Here is an 18,689-nt window from a genome sequence, read left to right on the forward strand (position 1 = left end):
TTGATTTAATTCAAAACTGAAACTTCAGCAAAGCTTCCCACTACGACCGTGATATCGGAACTGTTCACGGCACTTGCGGCTCGCAGTACAACTGTTCCATTAGAACTTGGAACAACAACCGCTTCGACTGTCGCCATATAAACATCACCTGCCGTCGGAGTTGCCGATGAAGCGACAACATTGCCTGAAGATGTTATGTGTCCAACATAAGTCGCATTCACTCCGTCCACTTCCACTGGGATTTTTGCAACAGCCGTGGCCGCTGATACCGATGGATAAACTAAACTTAAACGCAGACCCGTGCTGATGTCAGCAGATGTATACAGAATCGTGTAGCGAATTTTATAAACGCTTCCGCTAGTGACAGCAACTGTCAACCCCGTTACATCAGATAAAGCTGTTGAAGAAAATACTTGTCCTGATGTCTTCTTTACATAACTCGGTAGCTCTGATTTTTGCACAACGGATGCTGGTAAACGTCCACCTGCCACCAACTGTACCAATTCACTAGCGGCTGTTCCTGCATCCAATACTGCCGCAGTTCCAAGACCTGAAATATCGGTATTCGATAAAGTGACATCTCCGGTGCGCCCCGCCACTGTGGTCACTGGAGCCGTTGGGAAGTTGATAGATTGGCAAGCAAAAGTGTCTGTTAGACTATTCCAATACAGTGTTTCTGTTGTTGTACAACTTGCTGATGCGAAATAGGCATTAAATGTCGACGATTGAAGAGCACCTGTAATACGAGAATCATTACCCGCAGCCACTGTACCGGCAGCCGTTCCCACATTCATGGTGGCCGCAGCACCTAAACCTAAATTCGTACGAGCCGTAGAAGCGGTGGCGGTCAATTCACTTAAGTTATTGGCTGGGGCCAGTGGTGTATAACCTAAGGCCGCCTGCTTTGAGTTAAATGTATTCCAATCTGTCGAGCTTAAATATCCCGAAGTTGTCGTGTTTGCCTGTGAAATAGAAAGCTCTGGCGTCGCTCCACCAGACGATGCCAACGGCGCAACAGCCGTCACTTGTGTCACTGTTCCTGCATTCGGAGATGTCCATGACAAAACTCCGCTGCCATTCGTTGTTAATACTTGTCCGTTACCACCAGCACTCGTCGGTAATGTTAAATTGTAATCTTCAAATGTTCCCGCGGTAGGTGCACGTACCTGAATGCGATTAGTCCCATTTGTATCTTGAACGTTGAAATGTAATGAGGAAATGTTACTGCTATTAACTGTTGGAGCTATCAGTGTTGAAATGGTCACTTGGCCACTGCTATCCCGCTTCACTAATGTCGATGCCGTGCTATCACTTGTGGCTGCGGCTACCGTGTCCACGGTTCCAGCAAGAGTCGTCGCTGTTTTTCCACCCACTGCATTTACAGTAAGATTCGTAAATGTTCCAGATACATCACCGCCAGCATTGCTTGTTGTCAGCAAAGCGGCTGTTGGCAATAGCGCCACTGGAATTCGAGAGTTGGCATCTAACTGCACTAAATTAGTAGCTGCGGTCCCTGCATTCAAAGTGGCCGCACTTCCTAAACCCAAATTCGTACGAGCTGTAGAAGCAGTAGCGGTCAATTCACTTAAGTTATTGGCTGGGTCTAATGGCGCATACCCCAATGCACTTTGTTTCGAATTAAATGTATTCCAATCTGTCGAACTTAAATATCCAGAGGTTGTCGTGTTCGCCTGTGAAATCGAAATTTCTGGTGTCGCTCCACCAGAAGATACCAACGGCGCAGCAGCCGTCACTTGCGTCACAGTCCCCACTGTTGGTGTCGTCCACGAAAGAACACCACTGCCATTCGTTGTTAATACTTGCCCGTTACCACCAGCACCGGTTGGTAATGTTAAATTGTAATCTGAAAATGTTCCTGCCGCTGGAGCTCGCAGCTGAATATGATTCGCGTCATCACTGCCACGTATATTCACATTCAAAGCTCTAACATTAGTGGCTGCCACTGTCGTACTAGCAACACTAGAAGCATTCAATGCCGTCACACTGACCTGACCACTGCTATCACGCTTCACCAGAGTCGATACCGTATTGTCACTTGTCGCCGCAGTTGTTGCATCCACACTAGTCGCAATAGCAGCTGCAGTTTTTGCACCGACACTGTCCACTGTTAAATTCGAAAGCGTCCCCGAGATGTCTCCACCTGCAGTGCTGCTATTTAGCAAAACAGAATTAGGCAATAGCGCCACTGGAATTTTAGCTCCAGCATCTAATTGCACTAGATTCGAAGCGGCTGTGCCAGCATTTAAAGTAGCGGCAGTTCCAAGACCTGAAATATCGGTATTCGATAATGTTACGTCTCCGGTGCGTCCGGCTACAGTGGTCACTGGAGCCGTTGGAAAATCAATGCTTTGACACAGGAAGGTTCCCGTCACACTACTCCAGTACATTGTTTCCGTAGTTTCACAACTTGCTGAGGCCACATAACCATTAAATGTCGACGACTGAAGAGCACCTGTAATACGAGAATCATTACCCGCGGACACTGTGCCCGCGGCTGTTCCCACATTCATTGTGGCCGCAGCACCTAAACCTAAATTCGTACGAGCCGTAGAAGCGGTGGCAGTCAATTCACTTAAATTATTGGCTGGGTCCAAAGGTACATAACCAAGGGCTCCTTGTTTCGAATTAAATGTGTTCCAATCTGTTGAACTCAAATATCCAGAAGTTGTCGTGTTCGCCTGTGCCATCGAAATTTCTGGCGTTGCTCCACCAGACGATGCTAACGGCGCAACAGCCGTCACTTGTGTCACCGTTCCCACTGTCGGAGATGTCCATGACAAGACACCACTGCCATTCGTCGTTAAGACCTGTCCATTGGCGCCGGCACTTGTTGGTAAGGTCAGACTGTAATTCACAAACGGAGTTGGAGCCTGCAACGTCACACTGTTATTATTAGCATTGAACACCGACAACGTACGAACAGAAGCTGCTGTCGTTTGCACAGCCGCAGATTGTAGTGTTTGCACGCTGATGTCACCGCTGCCATCACGCTGAACTAATGTGTTTGCTGTATTCGCCGCCGTAGCTGCAGAAACTGTATCTACAGCTCCTGCTACTGCGGTCGCGGCTTTCCCACCCACTGTGTCCACAGACAGAGTTGAAAATGTTCCCGAGACATCACCGCTAGCTGTACTGCTGCTGAGCAAAACAGAATTAGGCAATAGCGCCACTGGTATTTTAGCCCCAGCATCTAATTGCACCACATTGGATGCTGCCACACCTGCATTCAAAGTCGCTGCACTTCCTAAACCTAAATTCGTACGAGCTGTAGACGCTGTCGCCGATAACTCACTTAAATTATTTGCTGGATCAAGTGGTGTATAACCTAAGGCCGCCTGCTTTAAGTTAAATGTATTCCAATCCGTTGAACTCAAATATCCCGAGGTTGTTGTATTCGCTTGGGAAATAGAAATCTGTGGAGTCGTTCCGCCTGAAGAGGATAACGGCGTCGTAGCCGTCACTTGCGTTACCGTACCACCAGTCGGAGAACTCCATGTCAAAACACCAGATCCATCAGTAGTGAGCACTTGTCCACTTGTTCCTGCATCCACAGGCAACGTCAGGCCATAATCGGAAAAAGCCGCTGGCGATTGCACAGTCACTTTGTTGTTGTTCGCATTAAATACGGCCAGCGTACGTACAGAAGCCGCTGTCGTTTGTACAGCAGCAGACTGTAGTGACTGAACACTAATATCACCACTGCCATCGCGCTGAACTAATGTGTTTGCTGTATTCGCCGCCGTAGCCGCAGAAACTGTGTCGACAGCTCCTGCCACTGCGGTCGCGGTTTTCCCACCTACTGTGTCCACAGTGAGATTTGAAAAAGTTCCTGAGATGTCTCCACCTGCGGTGCTGCTATTTAACAAAACAGAATTGGGCAGAAGAGCCACAGGAATCTTAGCTCCGCCATCTAATTGTACTAGATTCGAAGCCGCGGTACCCGCATCCAATGTTGCAGCAGTTCCAAGACCTGAAATATCGGTATGAGCTAAAACTACATCTCCAGTTCGACCCGCAACACTTGTTACTGGCGCGCCAGGAAGTGTAAAAGGCACCCACTCACTGCCGTCATAACGCAAGACCTGATGTAAACTCGGCGCCGAAGTACTGACTGTCACACCTCTAATTCTAGCCACCGTAGTGGACGACTGTGTGCCCGTCACATCCCCTGCTAAACTGCCTGTAAAGTTTTGCGCGGTAGTCGCTGACGTGGCTTCACCCAGTTCAGCTAAACGTAACAAATTGGTTAAGCGCGTAGAGTCTTGTAATAATAAATTTAGATTTCCTTGAGTCAGTTGTGTTCCCGCAGTTCGCGACAACAGATCTTCCGATTTTTTTCCGCCGATAGACTCAGCCTGCATCGCAAATGGAACTGCACGCATATTGAAGTTCACTAAAAGAGTTTCATGATTAATTTCGGCAACAATACGCAAGACACGATGACTCGATGAGGTCGGCGTATAGCTTTGCTCGCTGGAAACGATATTATTATTTCCATCAACACAAAATAAACTCGCCTTGGCAGAGGAGTTATCAAATACTTGTTGCAGTGTTAAATTGGGATCACGTGAACCGCGTGATCCACTTCCTAAATTTAAAGAGATATTACCATTGGTTATATCTCGACCACTGTAGTTTTCTTCACGCAGAATACAATTTCCACCCGCTCCGCCAGGAGGAGATAAAACTAATAACTTAAAGTTGACACCTGACTCTGTAGGATAAAATCCTGTCGGTGACTTGACTCTTAACTGAACCGGCACTCCAATTTCTGCTTTTGTAATGGCAGCACTCACTAATATCGAAAAAATAATAACGATCTTCATCCAGAACTGATGACTGTTATTCATATTTCACCTCAACATGCCAACCATCTGGTAACACCACTTCTTCTACTGCATCAGCACTGTCATAGGTTACAGTCCACCCATTTTCTGAAACTACAGTCTGCGCATATTTAAAATTATTATCACCAGATTGATCAATCGGAGCCACGGGACGCGGAGGAGTCATATTCTCTTCTGTTGAATCCTTTGCCGGACTACAGCTAGTGCCATAGACAGCAAATACAAGAGCTAAAATAAGTACACGTGTGCGTCCGTTCAACTTTTCTCCTTCATGGATAGGGAATACCCCTAAAGACTGTATCGGTATGATACGTAGAAAAATTAAGACTAGGTGCGCACCAACCAGACCTTAGTTTTGCAATTTAGCAAATTTTAACACTTGTAAAGAATCCGTTAAGATTGGTCCTATAATATTTATAAGCCATCTGTATTTTTTCAAAAGCAAATACGGTAACGAATACTCTTTGCCGTTCTAAAATTTAAAATCTATTTTCCCGCTCCGTATATGTCAGACACACTTTCGTTATTTCAGCTTTATATACTTCCATGCTCGCCGTTCGAACAGGCGAGCACTGCACTCTATAATTCTGCTTATCAACTATGGCATTCTGTTTGGTCAAAAACATTAACAGATTTAGATGGCCTAACACATCTCTACAGCGATCAGTTTACTCGTAACGATTTCATGGTGGCCATCGCTCACAATCAAGAAGTCATTGCCCTCTGTTGTTTTAAAAAAATGGATTTACAGTTAAATGCCAGCTTAAATGATTCGTGGTTCAAACCTTGGCCTCCTTCTTTCCTGCAACAGCTCTCTGTATCATTTAAAAAGGCTTTGGTTCCAAGCTGGCTGAGTATCCATCCTAAGTGCCGCCGCAGTACCGGATTTACAACCTTGAACTTCGGTTTAATTTTATCTGAACTCATTGCCATAATGACTTTGCACACGCAGTCTGAACTAGCCTTTGGCACTCCCCGCAAAGATCGTTCTGTCCATCTTCTTATTCAAAAAGCCGGTGGCACCACAGTCTTTGAAGACGTCCTACATCATGGCGTTTTGATTGATCTTGTCTGTTTTTTTTCAAGCAATCTACAAAACCACTATTTCTCAGATGAAACGCAGAAACTGTGGATGCAAAGACTTTCATTGATAACCAACAACAATAATTCAAAGGAGAATTATGAAAACCACATTTAAAAACGAAATCTCATCTCTGTCAGAAATGATGATTCATCTTCCATGGGAAAATCGTAAGTTTTACATCAGCTTTCTAACTCAAACTTACTACTTCGTGCAACACTCAACCCGTCTATTGGCCTTAGCTGCTGCCCATGCTTCTTTAGAAGAAGACTCTTTGCATCGTCGTTATTCAGCCCATATTGCAGAAGAAAAAGGGCACGAAAAAATTGCGTTGAATGATTTAAAAAAATTGGGCGTCGAAAATCTAGAAGCAAAATCTATCACGGCTAAAAATCTATATGAAACCCAATATTTTAAGATTGAGCGAGAACACCCAGCCTCATTATTCGGATATATTTTAGCATTAGAAGGTATTGCGAGTTTGATCTGCCCTCTGTTTATCGAAAAAGTTTATCGCGCACATGGCACTGAGTCCTCACGTTTCTTAAAGCTTCATGTCGAAGAAGATCCAGATCATGTGGATAAAGCTCTTGAGGCTATAGCGAGCTTACCCGCTCAGCTTCAACTTCTAATACAGGATAATATGCGCCAATCTGTTAGAAATTACCGCGCTTTGCTGGAAGAATGTGTGATTCAATCACAACAGGTATCACAACAGACATCTGTAGAAAATTACAGTGAGCAGTTAGTGAACTGATTCAAAAGTTGTATAAAAATACATATTTATGGGCTAGCAGAAGAAGCTAGCCCCATTCAAAGATCAATCCGACTTTTAAAGACGAGGCAAAAGCGACTCTTTCATTCGTTCCCTTTTTAAAGCAGGGTGCTACCCACCCCATATTGATTTCGAAAGTTCTTTTATTCGGATGCAAAGTTTCCACTAACTCGTGATCTTTTAAATTCCATGGAACAGCATCATCTTTATTCAACGCCACATCCGTCATTTGTTTAATAAGTGCTAACTGCACATCATCAGAACGATAAAACAATTTAGGAAATGGAACATCCTTCATCTGCTCTTCAGAATAAGAACACAGAGCTTTAAACTGCTTATTGGCATAAATCTGACTGATATCAGGAGGATTGTTGTACACATCAATGACATCACCTACACGGATATTGTTATAAAAGCTTTCGGGTATCCACAAATCATTTTCATCTAAAAACTTCCTCAGATTATCTTTTTCAGCCTGCAAGTCATACTGACTGTAATCGGGGGAACGCTTATTGAATACTTTCACGTCTTAACCTTTTCCTTTATCTTTGTCTGAATAAACCCACATTAAGAACTGTACTTATAAATATCCGTTGCTCCATCCGCGGGGAAGTCCTGCGGATAAGCTCGCGGTAGCTTAATATAAAAACAGCTATTACCATGAGTCCTATCTAATGATAAACTGCCTCCGTAAGATTGAATAATTCTATTTGATATACTCAGCCCTAACCCCGTTCCCGCACCCACTGGTTTCGTTGTAAAGAATGGGGCAAATATTTTTGTATCAAAATCTTCAGGTACACCCGGCCCATTATCTTTAAAGTAGATATGGTAATTTTGTGAATCTTCAACAAAGTGTACATCTATTGTCGGAAATGTTGTTTTGGATAAAGCATAAATCGAATTGTTAAACAGATTCACAAAAACCTGAATCAGCTCTGTGGGTTTACAACTGATATACTTTTCATTACTTTGTAAGTTAAAGCGAAACTCTATTCCATTATCACGCATACCACCTGAAACTAAGGAAAAGGCCTCTTCTACAATAGACTTCAGATTATACAAAACTCTTTCATCGTAGTTTGAGTTACGTGAAAATACCCGCATACCATCGACAATTTTTTTAATTCGCTCAGCCTGAGTATAGACCTTATCTAAGTTCTTTTCTAAGACATCTGCAGGGATAGTTTTCTTTTCTTTCAGCGCTTGCAACAACATTTGTACACGCGCTGAAACGACCGTTAAAGGATTATTAATTTCATGTGCAATACCTGCCGCAATTTCACCTAGCTCTTTTAATTGTGAAAGTCGAAAGTCATTTAGGAAGTATTCAGCCACATCTTCTTTAAGTGATCTGTTTTCAAAAAACTGAACCATAATCAGTTTATTACCCTCAATCGAAAGACGATTCATCACACACTCATAAAAGCAGGATTTTATAAGAAATTTAGCACTGCCCGTAGTGCCACAAATACTGAGATACTTATACCAATCTTCTTTTTCGATTTGATTTAATTGATAAGAGTCGTTTTTTAAATGAAAAAATTTGAAAACTTTATTTTCTTCTTGGAGTTTTTTATTGATCTTAACAATAGAGTCATCTGTATCTAAGATCAGAGCCGAACTATCCAAACAGTCTAAAAAATCACCCATAGAAGTCTTCATACGTACCACATCAGGGATACCTATCGGACGAAGATCTAGAATTATTTAGAATTTTGACGAGGTTCTGATCAGCAGCGTATTGATATGGGACAAAATAAAAAAGGACTCACAAGTGAGTCCTTTTTTATTTTAGAATTCGAAATTTTATTTCTAAGCTCTAACTTTCAGAGGCCTATTGGCACCAAGGTGCTTGAGGCATGATTTGGCAGATGATTTGGCACATTGCCTCGTCTCCGAATGGACAGTCACCGCCGCCACCTGGAGGATTTCCTGGTTCACCAGGGTTAGAGCCACCGCTGCTTGTGCCAACGTTGAAATCTAAAGATTGAGCTACAGCACCAGTAGAGTCAGTAGCTTTGATTGTTGCAGTACCATTAGCAACAGCTTTTACTAAACCCGTAGCATCAACAGTTACGATAGCAGGGTTTGAAGATTCAAACTGAACTGCACCCACTGCATTTTTCATAACTACTTGTTGAGTTGCATCTACAGCTAAAGTTGTTGCTGTAGGAACTAACCATGCTTTTTTAGATAATAAAGTATCCACAGCAGCAAAAGCGTCTACACGGCAGTTACAAGCTGTTTCGATTTGAACTTTAGTACCTGTAGTTTGCATCAATGCTTTAACTTCTGGGCCAGTCAATGCAGGGTCTTGAGCTTTTAAGAAAGCTACTAAACCAGCAACAAGTGGAGTCGCCATAGAAGTACCAGACATGTTCGAGTATTTGTCACCTGGAACAGTTGACATAATCGCATCACCAGGAGCTGATACGTGAACTTTTGCTTTACCGTAGTTTGACCAAGATGGTTTTGTATCTGATGAGTTTGAAGCCGCTACTGTGATCACGTTAGATACAGGAGCATTTGCAGGGTAAACATCAGTACGATCATTGTTTTTACCATCGTTAGCTGCTGCTGTTACAAAGATAATACCAGCTTTTTCAGCTCTTTCGATTGCTTCAACAAGTGGACGTGCATTCGCAGGAGACACAGAAGCACCCCAGCTTGCAGAAATAACGTGAACACCATGTTCGATAGCGTAATCGATTGATTTAATACCGCCTTCTAAGCTTCCAGAACCATCAGCGCCTAAGAATCTAAGAGGCATCATTGATACTTCAGGAGACAAACCTACGATACCACCTTCAACAACACCAGTAGCACCTACGATACCAGCACAGTGAGTACCATGACCTGGGTTTTGTGCAGATGTTTGATCCATTGGATCAGAATCGTTATCACGGAAGTCATAACCAGCAACCATATTTGGAGCTAAGTTTTTATGACGGTAATCAACACCAGTGTCGATAACAGCTAATAGAACACTTCTGTTACCACGATTACCAGCGCGCTCCCATGCTTTAACTGCGTTAACTTTAGCAAGAGCATATTGCTCTCTTAAGTTTTCGCCATCAACAGGGGCTTCAAAAGCTCTGATCGTTACGTTTTCTACAACGTACTCAACATTTGGATCTGCTTGGATAGATGCCAAAGTTCTTGCTTCATGTTTTTTGTTTTTAATAGCAACAGTTACAAAGCTACCCGCTTCATGCAGGCTCTTCATTTGAAGTCCTGTAGACTCAGTTTGCATTGCTGCCATTTTATTAAGTGCTTGTTTGTTTTTGTACTTAACGATGTATTCAGCTCCGAATGATGATTGAGCTACCAATACTAACGCCAACGACAAAACTACATTGGTCAGTTTCATTTTATTTCCTTCCGTGAAATAGCTAGTTCCTACTTGGAACCATTTTAACTTTGAAAGATCGTATCCCGACTTTTTTGGAAAATAATAGAAAAATAACAGTTTTACGCACCTAGACATTGGTTGAGGTCAACCCCAATTGGCCGAACCATACTATATATATGACATTTATTGAAGTTCTCATACTATCGTTGATTGAAGGTTTAACCGAATTTATTCCCGTCTCGTCCACAGGCCATCTTATCTTAGCTGGTGCTTTGATGAATATCGAGCCCACCACATTTACAAAGGCTTTCGACGTCATCATTCAATTCGGCGCTATCTTAGCTGTTGTCTACTTATATAGAGATCGCTTGAAGTGGAATCCGATTTTTTATCGCAATGTCATATTGGCCTTTATTCCCACGGCTATCATTGGGTTCCTTGTTAAAGGACATGTGGAGGCTCTTTTAGAAAGTACACTGACAGTTGCTATCTTTCTTATTCTTGGTGGTTTTGTTCTTATCGGAATCGACTCGTGGTTTAAGAATAAGCCTCATCGCGACTTAACTCCGAAATCATCAGTGATGATCGGTCTTTTTCAATGTATTGCCATGATCCCAGGGGTTTCACGTTCTGCGGCCACCATTATCGGTGGACAAGTTGCCGGTCTTTCACGGGAAAAAGCAGCGGAATTTTCTTTTATTTTAGCTATCCCAACAATGGGAGCCGCCACTTCTTATAAGCTGTGGAAAATTCGTGACATTATTGACTCTTCACAAGCTGTGAATTTGTCATTGGGTATTTTGTTCTCTTTTATCTTTGCAATCTTCGCTATTAAATTTTTCATCAGCGTGGTGAATAAGTTTGGATTCAAGTATTTCGGTTACTACCGAATCGTACTTGGTCTTCTTGTTCTTTTAGGGCTGTATACAGGTGTTCTATGAGCGATATCAACGCTTCAATCGAGAATGGTCAAAAAATTCTTTCAGAAGAGGTTCAGGCTTTTTTTAACCATGTCGTATGGGATATGCCCACGTGGAAGTGGCTCTCTTTAATCGGCATCTTTGTCGGGCTTTACTTTCTACGCATGGGGCTTCGCTATCTTTTAAGCCGTATCAAAAAGATGGGCTTTAAGGTAGATCCTCAGACATTTACTCATTACTTCATCGAGCAGAAAATCGAACGCCCACTCAGTTGGATATTGGTTTCCTATTTGGCAATGTCCGCGATCAGCTCTTTACAAGTTCTACCTTCAATTGAAAGTAAATTACTTTTTATCCTGAAATTGATCATGATTTGGAATATCATTCGCACCTGTTATCGTGCCGCAGAAGCTTTCGGCATGGCCCTTAATTCTTGGGTTAGAGCGAATTCAACTCCTATCAGTAACCAGCTCGCACCTCTTGTCAGCAAAACAATCAAAGTCATTGTCTTGGTTATCGGTTTCTTATTAACACTGCAAAGCTTTGGCGTGAATGTCACAACACTCCTTGCCGGTTTAGGTATCGGCGGTATCGCGATCGCCTTTGCTGCACAAGATACTGTGGCTAATCTTTTCGGAACTATCACTATTATCTTAGATGATCCGTTTAAAATCGGTGACACCATTAAGATCGGCGAAACAGAAGGTATCGTTGAAGAGGTTGGCTTTCGTTCGACCAGCATTCGCACACCTTACAACTCTCTTTTATCTATTCCTAACTCGGTTATGGCTAAAGAGCGTATTGATAATCTGTCAAAACGAAAAGGCTGGATACGCTTCCGTCATATTCTAGGTTTCACCTACGATGCGACTCCGCAAATGCTACAGTCTTTCTGTGAAAATCTACGCTATCAACTGTTTCAAGATGAGTCTGTGGATTCAAAACGTATCGTGGTGCACTTCAACAGTTACGGAGACTCTAGCTTAAATGTATTAGTCCAATTTCATTACCTTTTGAAATCAGACGAAACAGACCCTCTTCGTATTAATAATTTCTTAGATCTTATCTATCAGGTCGCTGCTGACTGTGGTCTTTCTTTTGCGTTCCCAACACGAACTATTATCGTGCAACAGCAGAACTCGCCAGAAGAAAGCAATCGCCTACTGGAAAATCGCCCACCGACAACTTAGTATTTTTAATAGATAGAAATCAAAGCGTGCTGAGCCACGCTTTGTATTGCACAAAGTGTGCGTCTGACTCTTCAGAAACGATTTGAACACGTTTCTTTTCTTTTTGATCTTCAACAAGGCTACACATCAAGCGATATCTTCCATCTACGATCACCAAAAAGTATCCTGCAATAAACGAAGGGATTATATCTTTGAAGTACAATCCCCCTTCCGACAAATCAATCGTCTCTGTTAGAAATTCTTTACTCCCTACCAGAGTACACGGCACCACGATTTCATAGCGTTTGTGTAAACGCGGTTGAATCACTTTATTGGGTTTAATAACAAAGTACTCTGTATCACAAGCCGAACCCACATCGTGATGAACTGCGGGATAGCCCTCTGCTGACGAATAGGTTTCTAACCCTTGACGAGTCAGCAGCCCCGCATGCTGAGTCTTATCGACTCTTTGCCATTCGGAATCTTGCTTTTTACAGATTTTAGCTAGTTTGAGTTCGTTTTCAGAAAGGCCCAATAGAAGAAGCCTCAGCTCGGATTCGCTGAGATTATATAAAGTCCACGCTTTTAAAGCGTTATGTAGCGCCCAAGTTGAACTCACATTGACCCCTCTATTCGAAGTTACCGCCCTGTATTGTCACTGTCAAAATTATATACATTCCTATTGAGATATAGGCCTCATGAAATGGGTTTAAGTCTTGCTTAAGTAAAAGGTACCCCCCCATGGCGGCTAGGAGTCCCCCCCAACCTGGCCGTCTTTTTTTTTGCCCTTTACCCCAGAATACCGCTAACCTCAGAATATGAAATTCATTCGGACCGTATTTCTTTATCTTCTCATCTCGGTGACCACTCACGCATGGTCCGAGACAAGTCCCTTTCGAGTTGTCATTGATCCCGGCCATGGTGGACAAGACCTTGGAGCAGTTCGCGATGCCTATGTGGAGTCAGAAATCGTCCTCGAAATTTCAAAAAAATTAAAAAGTCAGCTTGAGTCCTACCCTGATATCAAAGTCACCTTAACTCGCGAAACAGCCCGTGGAATTGCATTAAGAAATCGTGTGCAAATCGCCAACGAACAAAATGCAGATCTTTTTGTGAGTTTACACGCCAATACTTCTAATTCAGATACAGTCACAGGTATGGAGTTTTATTTTAACTCTCCGCAAGCTGTAAATCATTCCATAGCGGATCGTGATGAAAGCAAACCTCTTGATAATCGTGATGTGATTCAAAAAATACGTGATGACTTCGCTTTTTACGACAAAACGTCTCGTAGTTTGAAGCTGACTCATACGATGATGAAGAAATCAGCTCAACCCAATACTAAAAGTGTTATCAAACGCGCACCTTTTCTTGTAATTGATCACACTCTTATGCCTGCGGTATTGATAGAGCTCGGATTTATCTCGAATAAGCTAGAAGCTAAAAAATTAACCTCTGAAGATTTTCAAAGCGAAATCACACGCCAATTGGCGACTGCTATTATCGAGTACAAAGAAAAAGGTGACAAAAGCTCAGCCGTGTTAGACAAATAGAGGCATGACAAGACATGATTCCCGCCGCCCAGATCAATTACGTAAAATCAAAATAACTCCAGATGTTTTAGACTACGCCGAAGGCTCAGTCATGATTGAGTTCGGACAGACACGCGTGCTCTGCGCTGCCAGTTACGAAGCTAAAACTCCATCATGGCTTGCCGGCACTGGCGGTGGATGGGTCACAGCTGAATATGGCATGCTGCCTCGTTCAACTCATACCCGCATTAAGCGCGATAAATCCATGACAGGTGGCCGCACGCAAGAAATTTCACGCCTTGTTGGCCGTGCTTTAAGATCATGTGTAAATCTGAAAGCTCTCGGAGAAAAACAAATCACGATCGATTGCGATGTCATCAATGCCGACGGAGGAACTCGCACAGCAGCGATCACAGGTGGTTTTGTGGCTTTGGCTTTAGCCTTTAAAAAGTTACACGCACTATCTGAAATTAAAACAATTCCATTAACTCATTATATTTCCGCTATTTCAGTTGGTCTTTACGAAGACAACCAACTGGTGACTCCGATCTTAGATTTGAATTACCAAGAGGATTCTGAAATCGGTACTGATATGAATTTCGTTATGACGGATAAGAATGAATTTATCGAGATTCAAGGGACTGCAGAAGAAGGTACTTTTTCAAGACAACAGCTTTTAGATATGATGTCTTTAGCCGAAGTGGGATGTCAGAATTTATTTGCCGAACAAGAAAAAATCATCGGCAGCTTCTTTCCGTTAAAAAGATAATTTGAGTCGAGTTTAGATAGAGGAAATTTATGGAACTTTGGATTGCAACTGGGAATAAAGGCAAATTAGAAGAATACAAACTGACGCTGAATAAAGTTCCTGAGTTCAAAGTTTACTCTCAAGCAGATTTGCCTCACTTCACTCCTCGCCCTGAAGATGGCGCTACTTTTTTAGATAATGCTCGCATTAAAGCCAAGTCTGTAAAAGCATTGAAGTCTGAACACTGGATTTTAGGTGAAGACTCGGGGCTGGAAGTCGCAGGGCTTAATAATCTTCCCGGTGTTCACTCGGCTCGCTATGCGGGACCACATGCTCGCGACTCAGAAAATACGGCCAAATTGCTGAAGATGGTACAAATCCGCACAGCGGCCAATCGCCAAGCTCAGTTTAAATGTGTCACTGTCGTTCTGACTCCACAGAATGAAGAGTGGGTTTTTGAGGGCGAACTTAAGGGACAGATTTCTTTAAAAGCAACGGGAACCCATGGTTTTGGTTACGACTCTATTTTTATCCCTGATGGGGAAACAAAAACTCTTGCCGAGCTCGGCCCTGCCTATAAGCTACAACACTCGCATCGCGCCCACGCTTTGGCTCAATTTTTAGACAAATTGCGTTCAGGCTCTTTCATTATATAAAGTGTGATTTAACGACATACAGGGAAATTTTTTCCTCAGACAGTGACACTCTGCTATCGAGCTGTTACCTTGCCCTCATACACTTAAGAGGTTTTATGTCGTCGCTTTCGAACTTCAAAATCTTTGCTGGCAATTCAACTAAAAATTTAGCTCAGGAAGTCTCGCGACTGCTGAATGTCCCATTGGGGCAGAGCCAAGTGAACTCTTTCGCCGATGGGGAAACCCAAGTCGAGATCAAAGAGAGCGTGCGTGGTAAACATGTGTTTATCATTCACAGCACGTGCACTCCGGTAAATCAAAACTACGTTGAACTGTTCATCATGCTCGATGCGCTAAAACGCGCCTCTTCAGCCTCTGTAACAGCTGTGATTCCCTACTACGGATACGCTCGCCAAGATCGTAAGGTGGCTCCAAGAGCGCCGATCTCGGCAAAGTGTATGGCCGACTTACTGACGACAGCAGGAGCCGACCGCGTCGTCTCTGTCGATTTACATGCGGCCCAAATTCAGGGTTTCTTCAACTGCCCTTTTGATCACTTGTTTGCGACTCCAACCCTTGCCCGCGCCTTCAAAGAACAGATCGGTGTGGGACCGTACATTGTCACAGTGAGTCCAGACGCAGGTGGAGTCGAGCGTGCCCGTGCCTTCGCTAAACGTATCGAATCCAGCTTAGCCATCATTGATAAGCGCCGTTCTGGGCCAAATGAGGCAAAAGCCATGCATCTGATCGGGGATGTGACCAATAAAACAGCGGTTATCGTAGATGACATGATCGATACGGCTGGGACTCTGACACAAGCAGTTGACAGCCTACTTAAAAATGGGGCAAAACGAGTGTTCGCCGTTGCAACTCACCCTGTCCTTTCCGGTCCTGCGGTTACACGCTTAATCGAAAGTCAGCTAGAAAAGGTCTTCGTTACTGATACGATCCCTTTAAGTGAAGCGGCGTTAGCTTCTGGTAAACTTCAGGTCGTCTCGGTGGCACCGGTGTTGGCAGAAGCGATTAAAAGAATTCACGATCACGATTCTGTGAGTTCTTTATTTGATTAGAAAACTTAAAACAACGATGGCCTCAGGTGGCACAATGGGTGTGCTGCACTGACGGAAGTAGTGAGGAGAGAGAAATGAAACAAAAGATCGAACTAAATATCGAAACAAGAACATCTGGTAGAGCTGGCGCACGCGGTTTACGCGTTAGAAAAATGGTTCCAGGGGTAATCTATGGCGCAATCGAAAATGCAACTGTAGCTGTACACGTAAATGATATCGTGAAGTACAACACTCGTGCTTACGAGAATACTCTTTTAACTTTGAAAAGCGATGACTCTAAATTGAATGGTAAAGTAGCTTTATTGAAAGAAGTTGTTGTTCACCCATTAACTAGAAAACCTGAGCACGTTGACCTTTTCGCAATCGACTTAACTAAAACAGTACGTGTTTCTGTTGAGGTTCGTGTTGAAGGTAAAGCAATCGGTTTAGCTGAAGGTGGATTGTTAAATATCGTTGCTCGTCAAGTTGAGGTTGAGTGTTTACCAACTGCAATCCCAGAAGCTTTAGTAGTTGATGTAACTAACTTAAACGTTGGTGATTCAATGCACGTTTCTGATATCGTGGTTCCAGAAGGCGTTAAAATGATTTCTCGTCCAGAAATCACTATCGCAGCAGTTGTTGAGCAACAAGAAGAAGCAGTTGCAGCTCCAGCAGCGGCAGCAGCAGCTCCGGCAGCAGCAGCGGCTGATGGAAAAGCTCCAGCAGCTAAAAAATAATTTAGTTTTATCAAATAAAACTTCTAAAAAGGCGATCTTTAAGGTCGCCTTTTTTATTTCATCACTTTTTATTTCGCCCCTAATGACCGCAGGTGCACGCTATGTTAATCTACGCCCATGTACTTAGTTGTTGGCCTTGGAAATCCCGGTTCTAAATATTCATTAAATCGACATAACATCGGCTTTATGGCCTGTGACTACTGGCTTAAGTCTTTGAATGGTGCCGACTATCGTGAAGAGCATAAAGCACTCACTAAAAGATTTAAACTGAATGACCTTGATGTCATTTTAGCGAAACCACAAACCTATATGAATAAGTCTGGTGAATCTGTTATTAGCCTTATGAATTTCTATAAGATCCCTAAGGAAAACCTTTTAGTGATCCATGACGATATTGATCTGCCCTTTGCCAGTATGAAGATTCATTTTAATCGTGGGGCCGGAGGACAAAATGGGGTGAAAAGTATTTCCCAAGTCCTTGGTGGTAATGAATATGCCCGCCTAAAACTAGGAGTGGGCCGCCCACCCCATCCCGATTTCGCCGTCAGTGACTATGTTTTAGGAAACTTCCCAAAAGAGGAAATGGCTCAGATGGATCAATACCTAGAAGCTGCCTCAGATGCCATTGAAAGCTTCATCTTCGATGGGCTCACTAAAGCTTCGACAAAATTTAACGGACCTGTTAAGTTGACCTAGAATTTTTTAAGCGAGGATCTATATGGCTTTACAAGTGGGAATCGTCGGGCTTCCGAACGTGGGAAAATCAACATTATTCAATGCTTTAACATCAGCTAAGGCTGAGGCAGCGAACTACCCCTTCTGCACTATCGATCCAAACGTAGGCATTGTAACTGTACCTGATCCGCGCCTAGATAAAATCACGGGCTTCGTAAAACCTCAAAGCGTTGTTCCGACAACAATGGAGTTCGTGGACATCGCAGGTATCGTAAAAGGTGCCAGCCAAGGTGAAGGCTTAGGAAATCAATTCTTAGGACATATCAAACAGACAGATGCTATCGTGCACGTGGTTCGTTGTTTTGATGATCCAAATGTTATTCACGTATCTGGTAGCGTTGATCCATTACGCGATATGGATGTGATCAACACAGAGTTGATGTTAGCCGATTACGAAACTGTTGATAAAAAATTAAAACGTATTGAAAAAGCGGCGAAGACCTCTGCTGATCCTAAAGTAAAAATGGATTTAGACGTGACTCAACGTCTTCATCAAGCTTTAGCACAAGGAAAACCCGCTCGTTCTGTTGTTCTGAATGACTTAGAAGCTCCTTATGCACGCGAATTGCATTTATTGACGAGCAAACCAGTTCTTTATGCTTGCAACGTTTCAGATACAGACTTTGCAGCTGGCGGAAATGACTGGGTTCGCGCTGTTGAAAAACGTGCGGCTGAAGAAAACAATAAAACTATTTTGATTTGCTCGGCTATGGAAGCAGAAATTGCTCAGTTACCACCAGAAGAAAGAACAGAGTTCTTATCTAGTATGGGAGCCACAGAGCCAGGCTTAAATCGTCTGATTCGTGAAGCCTACGCGCTTTTAGGTCTTGCAACTTACTTCACTGCTGGTGAAAAAGAAGTGCGCGCATGGACCATCAAAATCGGTATGAAAGCTCCACAAGCTGCTGGTGTGATCCACACCGACTTCGAAAAAGGGTTCATCCGCGCTGAGGCTTATCACTGTGAAGATTTATTCACTTTAAAGTCGGAAGCGGCAGTTAAAGTTGCTGGTAAATACCGCTCTGAAGGGAAAGACTACACCGTCAAAGACGGTGATATTCTATTCTTTAAATTCAACGTTTAAT

Annotated in this window: 17 protein-coding genes; 11 read left to right on the plus strand and 6 right to left on the minus strand. The window is 43.1% G+C overall.

Annotated features, from left to right (window positions below; all coding sequences use genetic code 11):
- Window positions 1-5: 5 nt before the first annotated feature.
- A complete protein-coding gene (locus A11Q_RS08990) occupies window positions 6-4,871 on the minus strand; it encodes a beta strand repeat-containing protein (protein ID WP_015470494.1) in 4,866 nt (1,621 codons plus the stop codon).
- Window positions 4,864-5,127, minus strand: a complete 264-nt coding sequence (locus tag A11Q_RS08995; RefSeq protein ID WP_015470495.1) for a hypothetical protein — start codon at window positions 5,125-5,127, stop codon at window positions 4,864-4,866. Before A11Q_RS08995 ends, A11Q_RS08990 begins: the two co-directional genes overlap by 8 nt.
- A 246-nt stretch (window positions 5,128-5,373) precedes the next feature.
- Between A11Q_RS08995 and A11Q_RS09000 the strand changes: the two genes are divergently transcribed.
- Window positions 5,374-6,066 (plus strand): hypothetical protein, encoded by a 693-nt coding sequence (locus A11Q_RS09000; protein ID WP_015470496.1) that lies wholly within the window; start codon window positions 5,374-5,376, stop codon window positions 6,064-6,066.
- On the plus strand, window positions 6,050-6,706 hold the full coding sequence (locus tag A11Q_RS13590; protein WP_015470497.1) for an iron-containing redox enzyme family protein: 657 nt from the start codon (window positions 6,050-6,052) through the stop codon (window positions 6,704-6,706). The genes A11Q_RS09000 and A11Q_RS13590 overlap by 17 nt, the downstream gene beginning before the upstream one ends.
- 46 nt (window positions 6,707-6,752) lie before the next feature.
- Here A11Q_RS13590 and A11Q_RS09010 read toward each other — a convergent pair whose 3' ends face one another.
- From A11Q_RS09010 to A11Q_RS09020, 3 genes are all read right to left on the minus strand, one after another.
- Window positions 6,753-7,250, minus strand: a complete 498-nt coding sequence (locus tag A11Q_RS09010) for a hypothetical protein (RefSeq protein ID WP_015470498.1) — start codon at window positions 7,248-7,250, stop codon at window positions 6,753-6,755.
- Between the two features lie 41 nt (window positions 7,251-7,291).
- Window positions 7,292-8,389: a sensor histidine kinase gene (locus A11Q_RS09015; protein ID WP_015470499.1), complete on the minus strand. Its 1,098-nt coding sequence runs from the start codon at window positions 8,387-8,389 to the stop codon at window positions 7,292-7,294.
- A gap of 172 nt (window positions 8,390-8,561) precedes the next feature.
- Window positions 8,562-10,097: a S8 family serine peptidase gene (locus A11Q_RS09020; RefSeq protein WP_015470500.1), complete on the minus strand. Its 1,536-nt coding sequence runs from the start codon at window positions 10,095-10,097 to the stop codon at window positions 8,562-8,564.
- Window positions 10,098-10,255: 158 nt separating this feature from the next.
- Between A11Q_RS09020 and A11Q_RS09025 the strand changes: the two genes are divergently transcribed.
- Window positions 10,256-11,020 (plus strand): undecaprenyl-diphosphate phosphatase, encoded by a 765-nt coding sequence (locus A11Q_RS09025; RefSeq protein ID WP_015470501.1) that lies wholly within the window; start codon window positions 10,256-10,258, stop codon window positions 11,018-11,020.
- Window positions 11,017-12,189 carry a mechanosensitive ion channel family protein gene (locus tag A11Q_RS09030; RefSeq protein WP_015470502.1) on the plus strand — a complete coding sequence of 391 codons (1,173 nt, stop codon included), beginning with the start codon at window positions 11,017-11,019 and terminating at the stop codon, window positions 12,187-12,189. Before A11Q_RS09025 ends, A11Q_RS09030 begins: the two co-directional genes overlap by 4 nt.
- A 19-nt stretch (window positions 12,190-12,208) precedes the next feature.
- On the opposite strand, the gene A11Q_RS09035 is transcribed toward A11Q_RS09030, so the two are convergent.
- Window positions 12,209-12,787, minus strand: a complete 579-nt coding sequence (locus A11Q_RS09035) for a PilZ domain-containing protein (RefSeq protein WP_015470503.1) — start codon at window positions 12,785-12,787, stop codon at window positions 12,209-12,211.
- A 199-nt stretch (window positions 12,788-12,986) separates the two neighbouring features.
- Between A11Q_RS09035 and A11Q_RS09045 the strand changes: the two genes are divergently transcribed.
- The 7 genes from A11Q_RS09045 to ychF all read left to right on the plus strand — a co-directional run bounded on the left by A11Q_RS09045 (window position 12,987) and on the right by ychF (window position 18,688).
- Complete coding sequence (locus A11Q_RS09045; protein WP_015470504.1) at window positions 12,987-13,721, plus strand: N-acetylmuramoyl-L-alanine amidase family protein; 735 nt, start codon at window positions 12,987-12,989, stop codon at window positions 13,719-13,721.
- 4 nt (window positions 13,722-13,725) lie between these two features.
- Window positions 13,726-14,469 (plus strand): ribonuclease PH, encoded by a 744-nt coding sequence (rph, locus tag A11Q_RS09050; protein WP_015470505.1) that lies wholly within the window; start codon window positions 13,726-13,728, stop codon window positions 14,467-14,469.
- 29 nt (window positions 14,470-14,498) lie between these two features.
- Window positions 14,499-15,104, plus strand: coding sequence for an RdgB/HAM1 family non-canonical purine NTP pyrophosphatase (gene rdgB / locus A11Q_RS09055; protein WP_015470506.1), 606 nt, complete (start codon window positions 14,499-14,501; stop codon window positions 15,102-15,104).
- A 95-nt stretch (window positions 15,105-15,199) separates the two neighbouring features.
- The gene (locus A11Q_RS09060) at window positions 15,200-16,153 is read left to right on the plus strand and encodes a ribose-phosphate diphosphokinase (RefSeq protein ID WP_015470507.1); all 954 of its coding nucleotides are present in this window, start codon (window positions 15,200-15,202) and stop codon (window positions 16,151-16,153) included.
- A gap of 74 nt (window positions 16,154-16,227) precedes the next feature.
- Window positions 16,228-16,869, plus strand: a complete 642-nt coding sequence (locus tag A11Q_RS09065) for a 50S ribosomal protein L25 (protein ID WP_015470508.1) — start codon at window positions 16,228-16,230, stop codon at window positions 16,867-16,869.
- Between the two features lie 117 nt (window positions 16,870-16,986).
- Entirely contained in the window at window positions 16,987-17,565 is a 579-nt protein-coding gene (gene pth, locus A11Q_RS09070) for an aminoacyl-tRNA hydrolase (protein WP_015470509.1), read from the plus strand.
- Window positions 17,566-17,587: 22 nt separating this feature from the next.
- On the plus strand, window positions 17,588-18,688 hold the full coding sequence (gene ychF, locus A11Q_RS09075; RefSeq protein ID WP_015470510.1) for a redox-regulated ATPase YchF: 1,101 nt from the start codon (window positions 17,588-17,590) through the stop codon (window positions 18,686-18,688).
- Window position 18,689 lies beyond the last annotated feature (1 nt).

This window comes from Pseudobdellovibrio exovorus JSS (genome assembly GCF_000348725.1).
In the GTDB taxonomy this organism is placed as follows: domain Bacteria; phylum Bdellovibrionota; class Bdellovibrionia; order Bdellovibrionales; family Bdellovibrionaceae; genus Pseudobdellovibrio; species Pseudobdellovibrio exovorus.

What these genes read in the sequence shown, in the direction of transcription:
- A11Q_RS09060 (WP_015470507.1), top strand. Translation starts at nt 15,200, where the DNA reads ATGTCGTCGCTTTCGAACTTCAAAATCTTTGCTGGCAATTCAACTAAA.
- A11Q_RS09025 (WP_015470501.1), top strand. Translation starts at nt 10,256, where the DNA reads ATGACATTTATTGAAGTTCTCATACTATCGTTGATTGAAGGTTTAACC.
- A11Q_RS09020 (WP_015470500.1), bottom strand. Translation starts at nt 10,097, where the DNA reads ATGAAACTGACCAATGTAGTTTTGTCGTTGGCGTTAGTATTGGTAGCT.
- ychF (WP_015470510.1), top strand. Translation starts at nt 17,588, where the DNA reads ATGGCTTTACAAGTGGGAATCGTCGGGCTTCCGAACGTGGGAAAATCA.
- rph (WP_015470505.1), top strand. Translation starts at nt 13,726, where the DNA reads ATGACAAGACATGATTCCCGCCGCCCAGATCAATTACGTAAAATCAAA.
- A11Q_RS09065 (WP_015470508.1), top strand. Translation starts at nt 16,228, where the DNA reads ATGAAACAAAAGATCGAACTAAATATCGAAACAAGAACATCTGGTAGA.
- A11Q_RS08990 (WP_015470494.1), bottom strand. Translation starts at nt 4,871, where the DNA reads ATGAATAACAGTCATCAGTTCTGGATGAAGATCGTTATTATTTTTTCG.
- A11Q_RS09000 (WP_015470496.1), top strand. Translation starts at nt 5,374, where the DNA reads ATGTCAGACACACTTTCGTTATTTCAGCTTTATATACTTCCATGCTCG.
- A11Q_RS13590 (WP_015470497.1), top strand. Translation starts at nt 6,050, where the DNA reads ATGAAAACCACATTTAAAAACGAAATCTCATCTCTGTCAGAAATGATG.
- A11Q_RS09045 (WP_015470504.1), top strand. Translation starts at nt 12,987, where the DNA reads ATGAAATTCATTCGGACCGTATTTCTTTATCTTCTCATCTCGGTGACC.
- pth (WP_015470509.1), top strand. Translation starts at nt 16,987, where the DNA reads ATGTACTTAGTTGTTGGCCTTGGAAATCCCGGTTCTAAATATTCATTA.
- A11Q_RS09015 (WP_015470499.1), bottom strand. Translation starts at nt 8,389, where the DNA reads ATGAAGACTTCTATGGGTGATTTTTTAGACTGTTTGGATAGTTCGGCT.
- rdgB (WP_015470506.1), top strand. Translation starts at nt 14,499, where the DNA reads ATGGAACTTTGGATTGCAACTGGGAATAAAGGCAAATTAGAAGAATAC.
- A11Q_RS09030 (WP_015470502.1), top strand. Translation starts at nt 11,017, where the DNA reads ATGAGCGATATCAACGCTTCAATCGAGAATGGTCAAAAAATTCTTTCA.